Annotated in this window: 14 protein-coding genes; 13 read left to right on the forward strand and 1 reads right to left on the reverse strand. The window is 56.2% G+C overall.

Translation table 11 applies throughout. From position 1 onward, the window contains the following. The first annotated feature begins 5 nt into the window (after window positions 1-5). The 5 genes from LHU53_RS10230 to LHU53_RS10250 are packed head-to-tail and all read left to right on the forward strand — an operon-like array spanning window position 6 to window position 13,088. A complete protein-coding gene (locus LHU53_RS10230) occupies window positions 6-4,541 on the forward strand; it encodes an N-6 DNA methylase (RefSeq protein ID WP_227332548.1) in 4,536 nt (1,511 codons plus the stop codon). Window positions 4,542-4,557: 16 nt separating this feature from the next. Further along, window positions 4,558-6,549, forward strand: coding sequence for a hypothetical protein (locus LHU53_RS10235; RefSeq protein ID WP_227332549.1), 1,992 nt, complete (start codon window positions 4,558-4,560; stop codon window positions 6,547-6,549). Window positions 6,550-6,607: 58 nt separating this feature from the next. Further along, complete coding sequence (locus tag LHU53_RS10240) at window positions 6,608-10,600, forward strand: RNA-directed DNA polymerase (RefSeq protein WP_227332550.1); 3,993 nt, start codon at window positions 6,608-6,610, stop codon at window positions 10,598-10,600. Then, complete coding sequence (locus tag LHU53_RS10245; RefSeq protein WP_227332551.1) at window positions 10,597-12,282, forward strand: ATP-binding protein; 1,686 nt, start codon at window positions 10,597-10,599, stop codon at window positions 12,280-12,282. Before LHU53_RS10240 ends, LHU53_RS10245 begins: the two co-directional genes overlap by 4 nt. Window positions 12,283-12,314: 32 nt before the next feature. Then, window positions 12,315-13,088, forward strand: a complete 774-nt coding sequence (locus LHU53_RS10250; protein ID WP_227332552.1) for an HNH endonuclease — start codon at window positions 12,315-12,317, stop codon at window positions 13,086-13,088. On the opposite strand, the gene LHU53_RS10255 is transcribed toward LHU53_RS10250, so the two are convergent. Beyond that, the gene (locus tag LHU53_RS10255; RefSeq protein ID WP_227332553.1) at window positions 13,085-13,393 is read right to left on the reverse strand and encodes a helix-turn-helix transcriptional regulator; all 309 of its coding nucleotides are present in this window, start codon (window positions 13,391-13,393) and stop codon (window positions 13,085-13,087) included. The two genes, LHU53_RS10250 and LHU53_RS10255, sit on opposite strands and share 4 nt — an antisense overlap. Before the next feature lie 64 nt (window positions 13,394-13,457). Between LHU53_RS10255 and LHU53_RS10260 the strand changes: the two genes are divergently transcribed. The 8 genes from LHU53_RS10260 to LHU53_RS10295 all read left to right on the forward strand — a co-directional run. Beyond that, window positions 13,458-13,697 carry a hypothetical protein gene (locus LHU53_RS10260; RefSeq protein ID WP_227332554.1) on the forward strand — a complete coding sequence of 80 codons (240 nt, stop codon included), beginning with the start codon at window positions 13,458-13,460 and terminating at the stop codon, window positions 13,695-13,697. Continuing rightward, window positions 13,690-15,159, forward strand: coding sequence for a site-specific integrase (locus tag LHU53_RS10265; RefSeq protein ID WP_227332555.1), 1,470 nt, complete (start codon window positions 13,690-13,692; stop codon window positions 15,157-15,159). The genes LHU53_RS10260 and LHU53_RS10265 overlap by 8 nt, the downstream gene beginning before the upstream one ends. A 327-nt stretch (window positions 15,160-15,486) precedes the next feature. Then, window positions 15,487-16,092, forward strand: coding sequence for a hypothetical protein (locus LHU53_RS10270; RefSeq protein ID WP_227332556.1), 606 nt, complete (start codon window positions 15,487-15,489; stop codon window positions 16,090-16,092). A gap of 14 nt (window positions 16,093-16,106) precedes the next feature. After that, window positions 16,107-16,451, forward strand: coding sequence for a hypothetical protein (locus LHU53_RS10275; protein ID WP_227332557.1), 345 nt, complete (start codon window positions 16,107-16,109; stop codon window positions 16,449-16,451). Between the two features lie 485 nt (window positions 16,452-16,936). After that, on the forward strand, window positions 16,937-17,296 hold the full coding sequence (locus LHU53_RS10280; RefSeq protein WP_227332558.1) for a hypothetical protein: 360 nt from the start codon (window positions 16,937-16,939) through the stop codon (window positions 17,294-17,296). Window positions 17,297-17,572: 276 nt separating this feature from the next. Then, entirely contained in the window at window positions 17,573-17,986 is a 414-nt protein-coding gene (locus LHU53_RS10285) for a transposase (protein WP_227332559.1), read from the forward strand. Window positions 17,987-17,994: 8 nt separating this feature from the next. Further along, window positions 17,995-18,339: an IS66 family insertion sequence element accessory protein TnpB gene (gene tnpB / locus LHU53_RS10290; protein WP_227332560.1), complete on the forward strand. Its 345-nt coding sequence runs from the start codon at window positions 17,995-17,997 to the stop codon at window positions 18,337-18,339. An 81-nt stretch (window positions 18,340-18,420) separates the two neighbouring features. Beyond that, window positions 18,421-18,917 (forward strand): IS66 family transposase zinc-finger binding domain-containing protein (locus LHU53_RS10295; protein ID WP_227332561.1); only part of this gene is annotated, 497 nt, incomplete at its 3' end.

Genomic DNA, 18,917 nt, shown 5'->3' on the forward strand with positions numbered 1-18,917 from the left:
CAGTTATGAAACCTGTCCGAAAACATACCGCAGCGCTCAACCTGCCCACCCTGCAACTTGAAGGTGGCCTGTTCCTGCCCGACATGCTGGAAAAAGCCGCCCTGGGCCAGGCCCGCATGCAAACCGAGGCCGATTACGGCATCCCCAAAGGCCTCAAGCTCAAAGACGAATACAGCCGCTCCTTCCAGATTGCCTGCGCCCAGTGGCGCGGCTTTGCCCCGCTGCTGGAGCGGGTCGACGTTGATGCCCAGCACGCCACCACCACCTTTGTGACCGAGCTGCTGCGCGATGCATTTGGCTACACCGCCGTGAATGCCATCCCCGGCATCACCCTTGAAGACCGCCACTACCCCATCTCCCTCCTGGCCCCTCCGTCGGGGGTAGGCAGCACTGCGCACGCCATTCCCATCGTGGTAGTACCCCACACCTTGGGCCTGGACGACGCAGACACACGCTTTGCCATCCAAGGCAGCGGCAGCCGCAAGAAAACGCCTTTCCAGCTAGCCCAAGAGTTGCTCAACGCCAGCCCAGATCACCAGTGGGCCATCGTCACCAACGGCAAAACCCTGCGTCTGCTGCGCGATGCCGCCACCCTGACACGCCCCAGCTACCTCGACATTGATCTGCAAGACCTTCTCAGCGGCCAGCGCTTTGCCGAATTTGCCTACGCCTGGCGCTTGCTGCATGCCAGCCGCGCTGGCCTGGTGAGTGGCACAAGTGAGACACCCGCCCCAGTGGTGTGGGAAAGCTGGCGCGAAGCGGGTCAAGAAGAAGGCACCCGCGTGCGCGACGGCTTGCGCCTGGGCGTGACCGAAGCCCTCATCACCCTAGGCCAGGGTTTTTTGCAGCACCCCGGCAACGAGGCCTTGCGCCTAGCCCTGCAAGACGGCAGCCTGAGCCAGTCAGCCTACTTTGCCCAACTGCTGCGCCTCATCTACCGCTTTATCTTCGTCTTCAGTGTGGAAGAGCGCGGGCTCATTCCCAACGCTCCCCAGCCTCAGGACGACCCCGCCACCGCCCGCGCCAAGCTGGCTGCCGCCCAGGCCTACGCACAAGGCTATGCCCTGTCCCGCCTGCGCGACATGGCCTTGCGCCGCCGTGCCCGCACAAAGTTTGATGACCTATGGCAATGCATCAAGATCGTCTTCAAAGGCCTGGCCCAGGGTGAAACCCGCCTGGGCCTGCCCGCTCTGGGTGGCCTGTTTGCACCCACCCAATGCCGCGCGCTGGACGGTACCCAGCTCACCAACGCCGACCTGCTGGCCGTCATGCAAAGCCTGCGCTGGGCCAAGCGTGCCGGTGGCCCACTGGCCCCCATTGACTACCGCAACATGGACACCGAAGAACTCGGCAGCGTCTATGAAAGCCTGCTGGAACTGGTGCCCGAGGTGGATTTGCACGCCCGCAGCTTTGGCTTTGTCGGGATCACCAGCGTGGGCAGCACGGCGGGAAATGACCGCAAACTCACGGGCAGCTACTACACCCCCGACAGCCTGGTTAAAGAGCTCATCAAAAGCGCACTCGATCCCGTCATCACCCAGCGCCTGGCCGCCAACCCCGCCATCCCGGTGGACGCATTGCTTGCCATCCGCGTGATCGACCCGGCCTGTGGCAGCGGCCACTTTTTGCTGGCAGCCGCACGCCGCCTGGCAGAGCGCCTGGCCAGCTTGCGCTCACCCGACGGTGCCGTCACCCCGCTGGCTTATCGCCACGCCTTGCGCGAGGTCATTGGCCGCTGCATCTTCGGCGTAGACCGCAACCCCATGGCCGTGGAACTGGCCCGTACCGCACTGTGGCTGGAAGGCTTTGAAGAAGGCCGCCCCTTGAGCTTTTTGGACCACCACCTGCAATGTGGTGACGCGCTGCTGGGGCTCATTGACCTCAAGACGCTGGAGTTAGGCATTGCCAAGGATGCTTTCAAACCGCTCTCCGGCGATGACAAAGAGGTGTGCAAACAGCTCGCCAAAATCAACACCGCAGCGCTCAAGGACCTGGTTAAGAAACGCAATGCTCGCGCTTTTGGACAACTCGATGTGGCAAGCGCTGTCGGAAATGGCCTAAGACACTTGCAAGCTATCGAAGCTCTCCCGGATAACACCACTCAGGAGATTGCAGACAAAGAGGTCGCCTATCGCGCTTTTTTGGAACAGGCCAAAACCAGCCGCTTGGCACACGCTGCTGATTTGCTGGTGGGTGCTTATCTGCTGACCAAACGTGAGGGTGCTGAAGCGCATATCCCCACCAGCGCCACGCTCTACCTCACCTTGCTCGGTGATGCGTTGCCCATGGCGCAGCAAGGCGCACTCTCTGCTGCCCAAGCCGCCTGCGTTGAGGCCCGCGTGCTGCACTGGCCGCTGGCCTTTCCACAGGTATTCGCCTCTGGCGGTTTTGACTGCGTGCTGGGTAACCCACCGTGGGAGCGCATCAAACTGCAGGAAGAAGAATTCTTCGCCACTCGCCACCGCGATGTGTTTGAGGCAAAAAACAAAGCTGAACGCAGCCAACGCATTCAATGGCTCTCCGAGGGCAAGCTGGCAAAGCATCTATTCCCACAAGTGGAGCGCGCACCGCATGACTGCGAGGCCGAACAGCGCCTTTACGCCGAGTTCATTATTGCCCGCCGCACAGCGGAAGCCGCCAGCGTGTTTGCCCATGTTAAGGGGGAGGACGGCGGACGTTTCCCTCTCACCGGTGTGGGTGATGTGAATACCTATGCCTTGTTTGCTGAAACCATTAGCCAGATTACCAATACTCAAGGTCGTTCCGGCTTCATCGTACCAACCGGTATAGCGACCGACGATGGCACCAAAGCCTATTTCGCGCATCACACACAGCAAGGAAGGTTGATCAGCATTCATTCATTCGAGAATGAAAAATTCATATTCCCAGATGTCCATCATTCTTTTCGATTCTGCATGCTGACACTGGGGATGGCTGAACAGGCGGAATTTGTTTTTTTTGCGCAGAAGGTAGAGCAAATTCACGATCCGCGGCGTCGCTTTCGACTAACCCCAGATGAATTCAAACTCATAAGTCCCAACTCTTTAACTTGCCCGGTGCTCCGCTCAGAAATGGATGCAGAGCTGACCAAAAAGTTATACAGAGCGGTGCCAATACTTATCGACGACAACAAGCCGGGAGGAAATACGTGGGGATTACGCTTCCACTCAAGACTGTTTCACATGGCCGAAGACAGTCATCATTTTAGAGACTCGTCAACTCCAGAGCGTCTGGCTCTGTACGAAGCGAAGATGATTCATCACTACGACCATCGTTGGGCGACATATGGTCTTGACAGCGAAAGTCACGACGTTTCCGTCGACCAGAAGATGGACCCTAATTTCACCGTTTCGCCGCGTTATTGGGTTGAAGCCAAAGAAGTAGAGCAGCGTTTAAGTGATAGAGGGTGGAGTCGTAATTGGTTGATGGGATGGCGAGATATTACTAGCGCGCATGTGTTGCGCACGGTAATCGCGACTGTCATGCCAAGGCTGGCTTTGGGAAATACTGTGCCATTCCTAATGTCTGACCAGTCACCGAAAAAACTTGCTTGCCTGATAGCAAACCTAAGCGCGTTAGTACTGGATTTTGTTGCAAGAGTCAAAGTGGGTGGAACGCATCTGACTTATGGCTACCTGAAACAATTCCCCATCCTCCCACCGGATCGCTACACCGATACCAATCTTGCCTTCATCAACTCTCGTGTTCTTGAGCTTACTTACACCGCCCACGACCTTTTGCCGTGGGCGCAAGACCTTGACTACCACGGTGAGCCGTTTGCCTTCAACCCTGAACGCCGCGCGACACTCCGTGCTGAACTCGACGCCTACTACTCCAAACTTTACGGCCTCACTCGCGACGAGCTCTGCTACATCCTTGATCCCGCGGACATCATGGGCGAGGATTACCCATCCGAAACCTTCCGCGTGCTCAAAAACAAAGAGCAGAAAGAACTCGGCGAATACCGCACTCAACGGCTGGTGCTGCGCGAATTTGACCGTATGACCTTGGCCGATGCGTCAGGACAACTGTATCAGAGCCTGTTGGTGCCCCCGCCAGGTGAGCAGGCTCAGCACAGCTATTCGTCGCACGGTGTCATCAAGGACGAGGCCGACGCGCACCTGATCGGCCTGTTGCTCACGATGGTTCGGCAGCAGGGGCATTTACCGCGCCGTCATTTAACCGATGCCATGGCGATGGTGGCTCAGCCAGCGTCGTGGCCCAAATTTGTCGATGCACAGGGCGTTGATCTCATCAACACCCTCCAGCAGCAGCATCCAGGCATTTTTGAGGCTCAGCGGCTGACGGGTGCCCGTATCCAAAATTGGCTTCGCTACCTTGAGTCCACCGGAGCGATTCGCGTGGAGTCCCTGACTGGTGATCTTGTTGCGGTCCAAGGTGCAGCCATACCCGGCGGAGTTGTGGCGGATGAAGAAACGGGTCGTGTGGCAACTCTCTTGAACCTTGCAGCCGCCCAAATTGCAGTCAGCACCACAACCCGTGATGAGCAAACGACCGAAGTCGCGGTGAAGCGGGCCTGACCACAAGGACGGAGCGATGGAGCAGTTGACCCAGCATCTACCGACCGACAGAAGCAGTCCGCGCCTGTGGTTTGAACGTTTGGTCATTTTCGGCGAGCCGGATGAGGCGCATGTATTGCGCACAATCCCGTTTCATCGTGGCTTGAATCTGGTTTGGGCCAAAGAGCCCGAAGTAGGAAGAGCAAAGGGCACACAGGCCGCTGGTCACGGTGTTGGCAAAACCTCTTTGTGTCTGTTGCTGCGTTTTTGCCTAGGTGAGCCGTCCAATGCGGTGGCGGAACTTCGCGACGAACTGTTTGGCGAGTTTGCCCAAGGCGGTGTAATTGCGGTCTTGCACGTAGATGGTCAGCCCTTCACGCTACGTCGCTACTTCAATCCGCGTAAGGAAGGCATAGCCTGCGCGGGCGCTGTGGCTGACATGTGGGGCAGCGGCACGGAAACCAGTGACCGCGCCTTTTTGAAGAAGCTCGCAGACGACATGATGCGCCCGGTGTCGCCGCGCAACATCCCGGAAACAAAGCAGCTCATCGAATGGAAACATGTGCTGGCCTGGATCAGCCGGGATCAAGGCTCTCGCTTCAAATCTTTTTTTGCTTGGCGCGAGGGCGAAGGTACTCAATTGCAGCGCAGCCGCCAAGACCCACCCATTGTGATGCGGGCCGTGTTGGGATTGTTGGAGCAAGGCGAATCCCGGTTGATGACCCAAATTTCCGGGCTGGAGGACGACCTGGAGCAAGCAAAGAAAGATACAGAGACTTTGCTGCAAGAGCCTATGCTGATCCGCCACCGCATTGAATCGAGTCTGCGGGACAGAGGCAATCTGCCCAATGATCTACCCATCCGAATCAATGATTTTTTTGCAGACTCCGTAGAGCTGCGGATCAAGGCTGCCAATAATGAGGCGGCCGAGCGGTTGGCGCAGTGGGAGAAAAAACAGGAAGAAGCCGACCAAGCTGTGGCAGACCTGCGCGCCAACCTGAAGTTGATTCAAGGTGAACATGACACGGCTGAGGCTGAGTTCAAACAGGCTGATGCAGCCAGACGTGGCGATGATGAGGCCTTCCAAACCATTGGTGCTCAGTTACTGAAGCTCCGGCAACTGACTGGACACTGCGAGGAGGGCAATCTGCCTTTTTCGCAATGCCAACATGTGCAAGATGAAATCAGCAAGTTGGAACTGGCAAGCTTGCGGGATCTGCGAGACAGAAGGAGCCTTCAAGCTGCTATGGCTGAGTCAGCCCGTCGGGCGGTCAGATTGCTGGAACGAAAGAATGAACTGAAATCAAAGATTGATGCAATGTCGAGGCAGGGAAAGACATTGGCAGACGTTCAGCAGAAGACCCGAATAGGCAAGCGAACGGCTGAACTGGAAGCAAACAAATGGCCAGCGTTGTTGGATGAGCTGGATCGCTGGGAGCGCACCGCTGGCTCTTCACAAGCCCAGGCGGCCATAGATGCATCACGGGTGAAAAGTGCAAAGATCGAACAGGACATGAACCGAGCTCGCACGCAACTGACCGTCTTGCAGCAGGATAGGTCTGAGCGGGAAAAAGCGTTGGCCCGGATCACGGACGGCTTGACACGCCAGTTGTTGCCAGATGGCGCATTTGGTGTATTCGATCCTCGCGACGAAGCGCGGCCTTTCCGCTTGTCGATGCGCGGTGGTGAAGCCTATCGGGTGCTGGAGGTTTTGCTAGGCGATGTTGCTTGCATGCTAGACAGCGCCCGGCCAGAAAATGCGCTACCCGGCCTTTTCATTCACGACTGCCCACGGGAAGCAGACATGAGCGTAGGCCTGTACGAGAATTTTCTGACATTGATTGGTCAATTGCAAAAGACGCAGTACGCGGGCTTGGAGCTGCCGTTTCAATACATTGTTACGACAACCACGCCACCGCCAACTGACCTGCAGGATGGCACCGTGTGTTTGACCCTCGACCCCAGTTCTGATGAAGGCCTGCTGTTCGGTCGTCGGTTTGTTGGTGAACGGCAAGCGGTGTTGGGGTAGAGCAATGAAACACTGCACAAAAGTGTGGGATGCAATGGAAACAGGGAGCTGAATAACTATGTCGATTGTTAAACCCGAATACAAAACGCTTGGCCCAAGCCTGATGTTGCTCAGCGATGTCACTGTGCTGGCGCAGGCATGGAAGAAGTCGCATCAGTACATTCGTCGCCATAACTGGTACGCCGATGTGCTGGAACTGGATGCTTCAGCCATTAACCTGGAAAAGAGATTGAGCCAATGGGCTGAACTGGTTACAGATACCGAGTTCAAGCCAGCCCAGCTTCGACTAGTGCCTGCACCTAAGAACCAGACCTGGGTTTTCAACGAGTGGGAAAAGTTCAATTTGAACACTTTTCTGGACATGAATTTGGACGACATTGGAAGTGAGCCAAATTTCAATGACTGGCATCCCACGCTAACTGATGACATTGCGGTGCAGCCACTGCGTCCGTTGGCCCATGTGAACGTTCGGGACCAGGTGCTGAATACCGCTGTGATGCTGTGTTTGGCCAATGCCATTGAAACCGCACAAGGTGACCCAGGCTTGGATGCAATGGCGGCGAGGGAAGCAGGCATGGTGAGTTATGGGAACCGGCTTCATTGCCACTGGAGAGACGGCACCGTTAGTCATGCAAAGATCGCAGTTTTTGCTTGGGGCAATAGCCGCACCTATAGCGACTATTTTCAACATTACCAAGCATTTTTGGCTCGCCCCGCTCATGTGTGCCGTGAGTTGAGTGGGCAACTAGCGCATGACAAAGAACTGTTTGTGGTCAAGCTCGACATCAAGGCTTTCTTTGACGGAGTGAATCGAGATGCACTGATTTTTGAAATGAAACGTCTGGAGACGCTGTACCGTGGTAAGACAGGCGACGTTCTTGACTCAGATGACGATCAGGATTATCTGCAGTTTTGGGATGCTGTGGCCCGTTTATCCGCATGGGAGTGGTCACCCGACGATGATGTACACAAGACACTATTCAACGGTGATTCTGGTTTATTGCCATTAGGTTTGCCACAGGGTTTGGTTGCTTCCGGTTTTTTTGCCAATGCCTATTTGCAAGGCTTCGACCAATTGATGGCACAAGCAGTAAGCAGAGGCACTGCCATTGGTAGTGACGCTTGCATATTGGATTACTGCCGTTATGTCGATGACATGCGCGTAGTGGTGTCAGCGCCGACGAATGCGCGAGCAAGCGGACTTCAGGCAGTGTTAAAAAGTGCGGTCGAAGGATTCGTTGAAAAGCTGCTTAAAAAGCATTTTGACGATGTACAAAGCCGTTTTGAAAGCCAGTCTGTTGTCATTCAACCACTGAAACTAAACACGAAAAAATCAGAAATTCAGTCTTACCGTTCGATGGGACAACAGGGTGGCCTGTCTGCCACCATGCGCAGCTTGAACGCTGGGCTAAGCGGCACGTTTGATCTTGATTCACTGGTTATGGCGACAGGTGGATTGGATGGTTTGCTTTGGTTGTCAGCGCAGTTGGATGATACGAACCCAGTGAAACCTTCGCGGTTGAGGTTGGCGGCAGTAGCATCACCCGTGAATGATGTGCGCGACGACACAGTCAAACGTTTTGTCGCGACTCGACTGGTCAAGGTTCTGCGTGAACGACTCGCCATGGCCGATAACAATGCTTCTACAGACGACGGCTTGTCGCCAAGGGGGGCGGTCACCACAGACAAGACCATGTCTCATGAGTTTGAGAGGATGGCACGAAAACTCATCAAAGTTTGGTCTGAAAACCCTTCTTTGGTACTGTTGCTGCGGTGTGGTCTTGATTTGTTTCCGCATCCCAAGCTGTTGGAAACGGTCACTCAGGCACTTGAGTTAAAACTCCAACCGCCGAAAAAGGATAAGGATAAAGCCGAGGTTCAGCAACAAGTGCATGCGGCGAGGTATGTGATCGCTGATTTGCTGCGCGCAGGAGCGGTGGAAACAGGTCATCGCGGCAATGAGGCTTATCCGTCTGGGGTTGACATAACGGGATACCGGCAATGTTTAGCCGCGTTGGCCAAGCGCGTATTGGTAGAAAAGGCGTCACCTTGGTATGTCAAGCAGCAGGCCTACTTGTTTTTGTCGTCCATCGCTGATGTGTCCATGAAAATTATCATCAAGGGGGCTTCTGTCGAACTATTGCCCTACTTGAACCTGCAAAAAGCATTGCGCTATCGCGCGATAGAAGCTTCCGAATTATTGGATGCCTTACCGTTGGCATTGGTGGTGCAACAGATCAAGCCGAACCCGACCCAGTTTGCATCGTGGTTTACAGCTCAACTGGAGTTGGATGCATTTGATGAAGCTGAAGAGGCCATCGAGGTTTTGGCATTAAGTTCGCCCGACCTGCTAATGGCATGTTTGGCACATCGGTCTACAAAACAACGTCAGTGGTTTTCGCATGTTCCGTCAGGAATGCGTGAGTTCTTCAAAGAGACTGGTATGGCGCGCAGCAAAAAGCGACTTCCAGAAAAATCCACGTTACTACGCGCAATTTCCAACCACCAGAACCCCTTTGAAAATGAAAACTCGATCCTCGCTTTGGCGCGTGCGCTGCTGCTGCACATTACCAATGACGATATCGAAGGCGGTGGTAAAAAAGTTCGATGGCTCGGCGCTGGGCTATCAGCAGAGCATATCAACTTGGCAAGCAAAGATTGGGACACCATTTCCGCTTTGGGAGAAGAGACCCTGATCGCAGAGATTTTGGATCCAGGTGAGAACGTGTGGTCGTTGTACCAACCTCCACCATGGGTCAGAGAAAACCGTGCATGGCTTTATGGCCTGGGGCGTATCTTGCGCTCTGCTGTAACAGGTGAGATGGACTTCACAGCTAGAAGGTTTTTGTTATCCGAAGATATTCAAAGGTACAGCGGTCTGCGCTCTACTTGGTTTCAGCGTCGATTCGGGTTAGTGAACAATGGACGTGGTTTGTACACTGAACCCTCCCCGGTGACACCATGGTTATCTAGTTTTTTGACTGCTTTGCTGCAGTGGCCCGGTACATTCGTTCGTGGATCAGTGGCAAGTGAGATAGGTCAAGTCGGCACCCCCCATGAACTCCTGAAAATCGTTCAAACCCGTATTGCGTCTCAAAGGGCGTTGTATGGTGGGCGAAGTAAAACGCCGTTCTACGTGCTACCTACCTCTGACAGCCTTCCCCAGCATCGGGCGATGCGCGTTGCCGTAGTTCAAACATTGCGACCAGCATTGAGAGATTTTGATGCCAAAGACCCACTGCATTGGACACCTGCAGACTTGGCCGCACACCGTAGACACTTAGCGGAGATGTGCAAATTGACCCATGCAAAAATCTCGGCTTGGGCATCGTCACGCGAGAAATCGAACTCAGCAGATAGTGGCGAACCGTTGGTGGACTTGATACTCTTTCCCGAGCTCACTATTCATGAGGAGCATATTGATTTTTTACGCAGACTGTCGGACAGCGTGGGAGCCAATATTTTTGCTGGGCTTACCTTCGTGCATTCTCACAAGGCAGGGGGCATAACCAACCAGGGACTGTGGTTGATAAGAACCCAGTTTGAAGGTGACGGGCGCCAGATTGAGTATGTGCGTCAGGGCAAAAAATTTCCAATGAAATTGGAGCGACAGATGGGAGTTAAGCAGTATCGCCCCCACGTGACACTGGTTGAGTTCCCTGTGGGTCAAGGGGCACCGACGCGCGTTGCTGCTGCCATTTGTTATGACGCAACTGACTTGGACTTAGTTGCCGACTTACGTGATCGTTCTGACATGTTCATAGTGGCGGCCATGAACCAGGACGTGCAGACATTTGACAACATGGTGAGCGCTCTGCACTTTCATATGTATCAGCCTGTGATTCTGGCCAACAGTGGCGAATTTGGCGGTTCAACGGCTCAAGCGCCGTTCCCTAAGCATGAGAAAACCATCGCACAGGTTCATGGAGGCAATCAGGTTGCGGTTAGTGTTTTTGAAATCGAGCCATGGCATTTCAAAGAAACCAATCAACCAAGCCCCCGGAGGGAAGTGAAGACACCGCCTGCCGGTTATCAAGGGCGTCGAACATGAGTACCCAAATTCCAGCCAGTGAAACGCTTACCGTCGAATTCAAAAGCGACCGCAAACGCCTGTCAGACGTTGAACTGGTGGAAGCAGTCGTCTGCCTGACCAATGCAGATGGCGGTGACTTGTGGCTGGGTGTGGAAGACGATGGTAAGCCTACTGGCCTGCACCCTGATCATCAGATGCTGACCGGCTTGGCGGGCATGGTGGCTGCGCGAACGTCGCCATCCGTCAGCGTTACCGTGTCCTCCGTGGAGGCTGGCGGTGTGACTGTTGCCCGCATCAGCGTGCCCAAGGCGCAAGGCGAGGTTGCTACGCAGGGTGGGGTGTACTTGCGCCGCCGCATCAAGCACGATGGCACACCCGAATGTGTGCCGATGCTTCCACATGATCGAGTCAGTCGTGCCAGCAGCTTTGGCATGTTGGATGTGTCCGCCCAGCCGGTGGCAGGGGCAACTCTGGCTGACTTTGACCCATTGGAACGGGAGCGCTTGCGCCAGGCGGTGCAGCAATATGGTGGTGACCGCGTGTTGCTGGAGCTGGACGATGAAGCCTTGGATGGTGCACTCGGTCTGACTGCCCGCCAGCCTGATGGCCGCCGCCTGCCGACGTTGACGGGCCTGCTGCTGGTGGGGCGCGAGTCCGCGCTGCAGCAGTTGGTGCCCACGCATGAATTCGCTTTTCAAGTGCTGGCGCAGCAGTCGGTCAAGTTTAATGAATTCCGGCGGTATCCCTTGCTGAAGGCTGTGGACTGGTTGGAAACCAATTTTCGACCTTACAACCCGGAAGAAGAATTGCAAGTGGGGCTGTTTCGCGTGCCGGTGCCTATGGTGGACATGGGTGCCTTCCGCGAGGCGGTAGCCAACGCGTTGATCCACCGCGACTACCACCGCCTGGGGGCTGTGCATGTGCGTCTTGAGGATGATGCTTTGGTGGTGAGCAACCCTGGCGGCCTGGTGGACGGGGTCACGCTGGCCAATATGCTGGTGACCGAACCCCGCCCTCGCAACCGGGCGCTGGCCGATGCGATGAAGCGTATTGGCGTAGTGGAGCGGTCTGGCCGGGGCGTGGACACCATTTACCGTGGCATGCTGAAGTTTGGTCGCTCTGCGCCTGACTACACCCGCACCGATGCTCAAAACGTGGTGTTGCGCATGCCCACGGAGCCCGCCGACATGGACTTTCGCCGTCTAGTGGTGGACGAAGAACGCCGCCGCAGCTCCGAGTTGCCCATTGATTCTCTGATCGCTTTGGGAGCTTTACGACAGCTCAAACGCCTGTCGGCTGAAGAACTCGCCGAACGCATACAACGCGACGTGATTTCTGCCAAACGCACGCTGGAGGCTCTGACCGAATCTGGCTTTGTCGAGGCGCATGGTGCCACCCGGGCCCGTACTTACATGCTTTCTGCGGCTGTTTATGGCGCTGTGGCTGACAAGGCTGCCTACACGCGGCAAGCTGGGTTCGCACCCATTCAAAATGAGCAGATGGTGCTGAGTTATGTGCGACAGCACGGGCGTATCAAGCGTGCCGAGGCGAAGGAGCTGTGTCGCCTGAGTGAGGGTCAGGTAAAGGCTTTGCTCAAACGGATGTGCCAATCCGACTTGTTGGTCTTGGAAGGGGTGGGACCAGCCTCTTTCTACCGAATCGGTACATCCGATCGGATGAATTCGGATGGAATTGGATGAAATCGGATAAAGCAACCGGTTTCGGAGCTGCCATGAACCCGTTGCAACGCATCCTGGTCGAAAAAGCCGGGTATGACAATGGCTTTGAGCATGTGTTGCCAAGCGATGGATCACACGTGGGATTGGGCTCCGCCAGGCATCCCGCCCAGGTGGCTGTGACGACATCCGATAAGGTTTTTCAGGTAGCCATCCAATCCGGATCTGCCACGCTGGGGCAGGAACTGGCGCGGACTTTCCCCAATGCAGGTAGCACTGCACAGGGCTTTACCCTGCCGACTGAGGCCGCACTGGCCCAGTGGCTGCGTCGTGCCGCTGCCCTATCGCAAGCGCTGCCGAACCAAGCGGTCACAGCGTTTGAGCAGCAAGTGCAAGCCGAACTGTCGGCCATGCCAACCGCAGCCGCCCAAAATACCGAGGTGCTGCGAATGGTTCGACAGCGGGTGGGGCAACAGGCCTACCGCCAGGCCATGCTGGACTACTGGGGCAGTGCCTGTGCGGTGACGGGCCTGGCACTGCCGCAAGCCCTGCGGGCCAGCCACGCCAAGCCATGGGCCGAATGCGGGTCTGACGCAGAGCGGCTGGATGTGTACAACGGTTTTTTGCTGAGTGCGAATCTCGATGTGCTGTTCGACAGCTTCCTGGTCAGCTTTTCGGATTCGGGCGAGTTGCTGGTATCTAAAGCCATCACGCCAAGCGACCAGCTGAAAATAGGGTTTGCCGCAGGCATGTGCCTGAGATGGGTATCAGCGCAGCATGGCCCGTATTTGAATTTTCATAGGCAGCGGTTTTTGCAGATGGGGCGCTAGTTGCCTGCGCCGTTCGCTTCATTCGCCTCCGGCAAATGCTCCATCAGATCCTCCACTCGGCATCCAAAGAACTGACATAGACGGTCAATTGTGTCGGTTCCAGTGCCATAACCCTTTTGATTGAGGATTTTGGAAAGAGTGACTCGGCTTAGGCCTGTCTCAGCGGCAATGTCAGTAATGGAAAAGCGCCGACCGTCCGTAAAACGTTTCTTTTCCATCATTTCGCCAAGCTTGAATCTGATCATAAAAACATCTAAACGTAAAAAATAACTTACGGATGTATTGAAAGTTGTGCAAACATGCATAAAATGCGCTGCAGACGTAAATAAAACTTAACGTCTGTTTAGTAAATTGTATAGGAGCACTTCAATGACAGACCAAACTTACCTCACGACTGAGGAGCTTGCGGGCCGCATCAAATACGACAGCCGGACCATCCGTGACCGCCTGAAGGATAGTGTTTTACTGGAGGGGCGGCACTACTTCCGCCCCTTTGGTGGTCGCAAAACCCTCTACATCTGGGAAAACGTGCAAAAGGACATGCTGATGTACTCCAGTGGGAGTTCGGTTGGCATTCCGCTGGCAAACGGAGGCACTATCCATGGGTAGCATCCGTTCGCGACCAGAAACCGGCGCATTGTTCATGGATTTCAAGTATCAGGGGCAACGTTTGCGGGAGCAGACAACACTGTCTGACACCCCCTCCAATCGCAAACGCCTTCAAAAGGCCCTAGATCGCATCGAAACCGAAATCGCTCTTGGTACCTTCGACTATCAAAAGACTTTTGGCAAACCACTGCCTACGAAGTTGGACGTGGTTGCGACCCCAAGTGCTGAAGATTCAGCTTTGGTCAAGCAGCCGAGCTCCAGAACAGGGACGCCCCTCTTCAAGGAATTTGCTCAGCAGTGGTTTGCAGAAGCTGAGATCACTTGGCGGCGCAGCTACACGGTCACCCAGAGAGGGGCGCTGGACAAATATCTGATTCCCTTCTTTGGGGATAAAGAGGTCGGCCAAATCACCAAGTCAGATGTTCTGGCTTTTCGGGCATCACTCGCCAAAGTCACCGCCCGAAAACCCGATAGCACACTGTCAAACCGACGCATCAACTCCGTGATGAAGCCGCTGCGACAAATCCTCAACGAAGCGGCCGACCGCTTTGAGTTTACGTCAGCGTTTCGCAACATCAAGCCTCTCAAAATGAAGCGCAGCGATGTGATGCCATTCAGCATGGATGAGGTGCAGCGCATCCTGGCTAGAGCGCGTCCGGACTATCGTCACTACTTCACAGTACGGTTTTTCACGGGCATGCGCACCGGTGAGGTTCATGGTTTGAAGTGGAAGTACGTCGACTTTTCACGTCGGCTGATCTTGGTCCGCGAATCGATTGTGCTCAATGAGGAGGACGAACTCAAGACAGATGGGAGCATGCGCGACATCCAGATGAACCAGTTGGTCTTCGATGCTCTTCAGGCCCAGTTTGAAGCCACTGGCCACTCATCTGAGTACGTCTTTTGTTTAAGAACTGGCAAGCCTATCGATAACCAGAACTTTCTGAACCGGGTTTGGGCACCGTTGCTGCGACATTTGGGCATTGCACATCGCCGCGCCTACCAAATGCGCCACACCGCCGCCACCCTGTGGCTCGCCAGTGGTGAAGCCCCTGAGTGGATTGCTCGCCAGTTAGGCCACACCAGCACCGAGATGTTGTTTAGGGTCTATTCCCGCTACGTGCCCAACCTGACCCGCCAGGACGGCTCAGCCATGGAACGCCTGCTGGCCAGCCAGTTCTCCCAAGGCGCCCTCATTGAGCAGAAGATGCCCGGCTCCCAGGTGGCAGTCTTTGTTCCGGCAGCCCAGGCAGCACCGATGCCCCAGCCCAAACCACGCGGACTACCTGGCCGAGCTGCACCCATGCAGGCAGTACCACCTACCGGTGAACCCAGCCCGGCATCGGCCATGGCATCAGACCAAGCTGCAAATCCGGTGAGCGCACAGCCACCGCCGTTGAGTTGGCAGGACATGGCCAATCACTGGATGGGTGACACCACCATCCAGAGCGCAGCCGGGTAAACCACCTCGGCCAAGGCCAGTCGACCAACCCCCAGCCGACCTCAACCGTTCTACCGCATCCCCTGATTCAGCAGCACTGAAACAGGGGCAGGGCAGAGCCTTGCCCAAAAACGGCCAGTAGCACCCAAAGAACCATTCAAAAACCTATTCGCAAGGACAAACATCGTGAACACAGCGTCTTCTCTGACAACAGCACCACGTCACCTCCAAGCTCAACATCAACCGCAAACCCAGGCCAAGAAACGTGCCCTGACCTGCAGCATTCCCGGTGTGGTCAGCGCAGCTTCCTTGCTGTCAACTCAAGCGCCAGCGCTGCGAGGTCGTGCCGTGGTTGAACTCACCATCGGTACAGATCCGCAGACCTTGGTCTCACAAGCCGTGGCCAAGGTCCGGCACCCAGGACTCAACCGGCTTCTGGCCAGTTTCATGCAGGAACCGGAAATCCGCGAAGTGATGCTATGCATGCCAACATCATCAAGCGACTCCGATGCGTTGTCGGCCCCAAGGGAGTCACCATCCCGTTCAACTGCACCCATCTGGACGATCCAGCGACTGCGCCGGGCGGCCGAACTGGCGCAGTACCTGTGCGCCTTCGGTTGTGAGGAGCGCGAGGTCCTCTATGTGGCCACATTGCTGCAAGGCTGCCAGCCCCTGCTCAACCATGGCCTGCAAAGCACGGCGAGCCAGCAGGACGTCTTGCGGACCTTGGTGCGCAAGAGTCTGCAGCAATTGGAAGAACGTTATCCGCGTCAGGCCTGGCTGCTGCGCCAGGCCATGGGTTGGGGGCTGGAGGATGAGGTCGATGATTTTTACGTTCCCCGGCTTCAACAGTCGGTCCAACGGTCGTTGTCGCTGGTGGTTGAGCCACCCACCGGTCTGAAACTTCCAGACAGTTCGTCCGGGGCAGCCAATCCGTGCGAATTCTGGCACTGAGCGGGCAACTCACCATGATTGAGACTTACAAATTCAACATTGCACCTGTCAGTGCGGCGCTTGGACCGATCTTCGGCGACGGCAATCGCCATCCACAAAGCACTGGTGCGTGGGTCAAGCCGATGTTCGGGATCGACGCCCACGGATGGCTGGTCATCAGCATCTCCAACGAACTGGAAAAGGCTCTGGGCAGAACCACCTTGCAGCAGACCCGGTCTGCAACCGTGCTGTTATGCGCCCATTTCGAGACTGAGCAGGCGGTGTACCAGCTGCATGTGGCCACCCGGGTGCAGCTGAGCCTGCAGGAGCAAGGCCTTCGCCATAACAATGAATCACATCAGGGAGCCACACCATGCTGAAACTATCTGATTTACATGCTGGACATCGGACGCTGACCCTGAGTCTGACACTTCTCGGTTTCAAGACCCCTGGCACACGGCTTTGGTTCATCGTTCCGACACAAGTCATGAAGACACTGCAGTGGCCCGTCGGACAGCGACTGCGTATCAAAGTGTCCCACACCGCGTCGGTCATGACGCCGCTGCGTCAAGCCAGTGCGCTACGCAAGTCATTGCCTCGCAAACGCACAGCCGTCGATCAGCTGCGCCAGGACCTGGCCTGGCAGACTTGCCTGAAAAAGCTCCTGCGCTCAGACCAGACCAAAGGGCTCGTGAAACGAAAAAAGACCAGGCCGGTGCGAGGTGCGAATCCGACGCATCGTGCCCCTGCGCTGTCCCTGCCAACGCACACCAGCCAGCACCCGACTCCGGTTCAGACCGCTAGCGCTGGCAAGCAAGCGACTTCAGACGTTTTGGGCGGTGAAGGTCCTTTGTCGAGGTTGCGCATGTGGATCAAGCGGACGGAACTTCACTTTCTGGTGCTGCTGATCGTGTTGCTGGTGCTGGTGCTGGTCATTTTTGTGCCCCTGACGCAGTATGCGGTGCGTCATGTTTTCTGGGATGAACCCGTGCCCAAGGCGGTGCTTGTACAGAACGCAGGTCGGGTGATCTCCGTCAGCCTCAGTGGCGGGTTCTTGGCCCGGTCACTGGTGGAGACCGACCAGGGCTTCTACGCACTGATGGACGGCATCAGCCTGGCCAGGAACGAGGCGTTGACCCTGGAAATCCGTGAGGGCAGGGCGCGATTCCTGTGTGACAGCCAGCATCGCTGCCTGAGGCTGATGGGAGATGACCAGGACAGGTAGAAATCAAGGTACTGACGGCGCTGCAAAGTCGATTGAGCGTCAAGCGTCTGTGCGCCCGATCAGGCGTCCTCACTGCTGGTGGATTGGCTGCGCCAGGAGTGCCAATTTCGGGGACAGCAGGAACCGTCGGTCGGGTTCCTGACGCATTGGGAGATGTCGGTGTTGTCAGAGCGCTTGTGCCTTGCCAGCGTTTCATCGTAAGCGCCCAGCCAACCCATCTTGAATTGAGATCTCGCATCTCGCAAGATCGTGTGCACGCAACCCATCGTGCACACCATGCTCAAAGACCCAGACCCCGCCAAGTATCCGGCCCGACGCACCCACCGAACCTACACAGCCGAGTTCAAAGCAGAGCTGGTAGCGGCCTGCCAAATCCCCGGTTCTTCCATTGCAGCCATAGCCGGGCAACATGGCATGAACGCCAACGTCCTGCACCGCTGGCTCAAAGAACACCATCAAAGTGGGCGCCACCAACGCCTCGTCTGCAGCGCCACGGATCAGTCGCTGCTCACTTCACCACCGGTGCCCGCATTCATTGCCGTCAAACTGCCTGCCACTGCAACGCCTGAACCCGCGAGCAACGACCTCATCAAGGTAGAACTGCACAAAGGCGCAGTCTCAATGATCATCACCTGGCCCTGTAGCGCAGTCGATGACCTGGCGCCATGGACCCGGGCCATTCTCAAGTAATCCCTCACATGATCCGCATCGATGCCATCTGGCTGGCCACCAGCCCCATGGACATGAGAGCTGGTACCGACACCGCCCTGGCCCGCGTGATCTCAGTCTTTGGTGCGGCCCACCCGCATACGGCCTATCTCTTCACCAACAAACGAGCCACCCGCATCAAAGTCCTGGTGCACGACGGCATCGGCATCTGGCTGGCAGCCAGACGACTGCACCAGGGCCACTTCGTGTGGCCTCAGGCCAGTGCGCTCCATGGCACCAACCGTGTGACTTTGAGCCGCGCCCAACTCGATGCCCTGGTGCTGGGACTGCCTTGGCAGCGCATGGGCGACGCAGGCATCATCACCATGGTTTGAATCATCGAAATAGATAGCACTTTAGTCAATACAGATAAGCACCAATGGTACCTTTCGTTCACCAAAAATATACTGCGCGTCATGGTGATCGCCCCTGAACAGTTGCCCCACATGAGCGCAGATGAACTGCGCGAGGTGGTGCAGTCCCTGCTCAAGACCGTCACCTTCAAACAAGCCACCATCGACAAACTCACGCATGAGAACGCTTATCTCAAACGCCTGAAGTTTGCCGCCCAAAGTGAGCGCTTCAGCGCCGAGCAAAGAAGCCTGCTCGAAGAAACCCTCGATGAGGATCTACAGGCCGTCAGTGACGAGATCGAACAGATCAGTGCCACCGATGCACCGGCACCCCGGGCCAAGGAACAACCCAAACGCCAGCCCTTGCCAGCCAACCTGCCACGCGTTGAGATTCACCACGAACCCGATGCCACCACCTGTGCTTGCGGCTGTCAAATGAAACGGATCGGTGAAGATGTGGCCGAGAAGCTGGACTACCAGCCCGGTGTCTTCAGTGTGCAGCGCCACATCCGTGGCAAATGGGTCTGTGCCCAGTGCCAAACGCTGATCCAGGCCCCGGT

This window comes from Rhodoferax sp. U2-2l, from assembly GCF_020594515.1.
Lineage (GTDB): Bacteria > Pseudomonadota > Gammaproteobacteria > Burkholderiales > Burkholderiaceae_C > Rhodoferax.

What these genes read in the sequence shown, in the direction of transcription:
- LHU53_RS10230 (WP_227332548.1), top strand. Translation starts at nt 6, where the DNA reads ATGAAACCTGTCCGAAAACATACCGCAGCGCTCAACCTGCCCACCCTG.
- LHU53_RS10235 (WP_227332549.1), top strand. Translation starts at nt 4,558, where the DNA reads ATGGAGCAGTTGACCCAGCATCTACCGACCGACAGAAGCAGTCCGCGC.
- LHU53_RS10240 (WP_227332550.1), top strand. Translation starts at nt 6,608, where the DNA reads ATGTCGATTGTTAAACCCGAATACAAAACGCTTGGCCCAAGCCTGATG.
- LHU53_RS10245 (WP_227332551.1), top strand. Translation starts at nt 10,597, where the DNA reads ATGAGTACCCAAATTCCAGCCAGTGAAACGCTTACCGTCGAATTCAAA.
- LHU53_RS10250 (WP_227332552.1), top strand. Translation starts at nt 12,315, where the DNA reads ATGAACCCGTTGCAACGCATCCTGGTCGAAAAAGCCGGGTATGACAAT.
- LHU53_RS10255 (WP_227332553.1), bottom strand. Translation starts at nt 13,393, where the DNA reads ATGCATGTTTGCACAACTTTCAATACATCCGTAAGTTATTTTTTACGT.
- LHU53_RS10260 (WP_227332554.1), top strand. Translation starts at nt 13,458, where the DNA reads ATGACAGACCAAACTTACCTCACGACTGAGGAGCTTGCGGGCCGCATC.
- LHU53_RS10265 (WP_227332555.1), top strand. Translation starts at nt 13,690, where the DNA reads ATGGGTAGCATCCGTTCGCGACCAGAAACCGGCGCATTGTTCATGGAT.
- LHU53_RS10275 (WP_227332557.1), top strand. Translation starts at nt 16,107, where the DNA reads ATGATTGAGACTTACAAATTCAACATTGCACCTGTCAGTGCGGCGCTT.
- LHU53_RS10280 (WP_227332558.1), top strand. Translation starts at nt 16,937, where the DNA reads ATGTGGATCAAGCGGACGGAACTTCACTTTCTGGTGCTGCTGATCGTG.
- LHU53_RS10285 (WP_227332559.1), top strand. Translation starts at nt 17,573, where the DNA reads ATGCTCAAAGACCCAGACCCCGCCAAGTATCCGGCCCGACGCACCCAC.
- tnpB (WP_227332560.1), top strand. Translation starts at nt 17,995, where the DNA reads ATGATCCGCATCGATGCCATCTGGCTGGCCACCAGCCCCATGGACATG.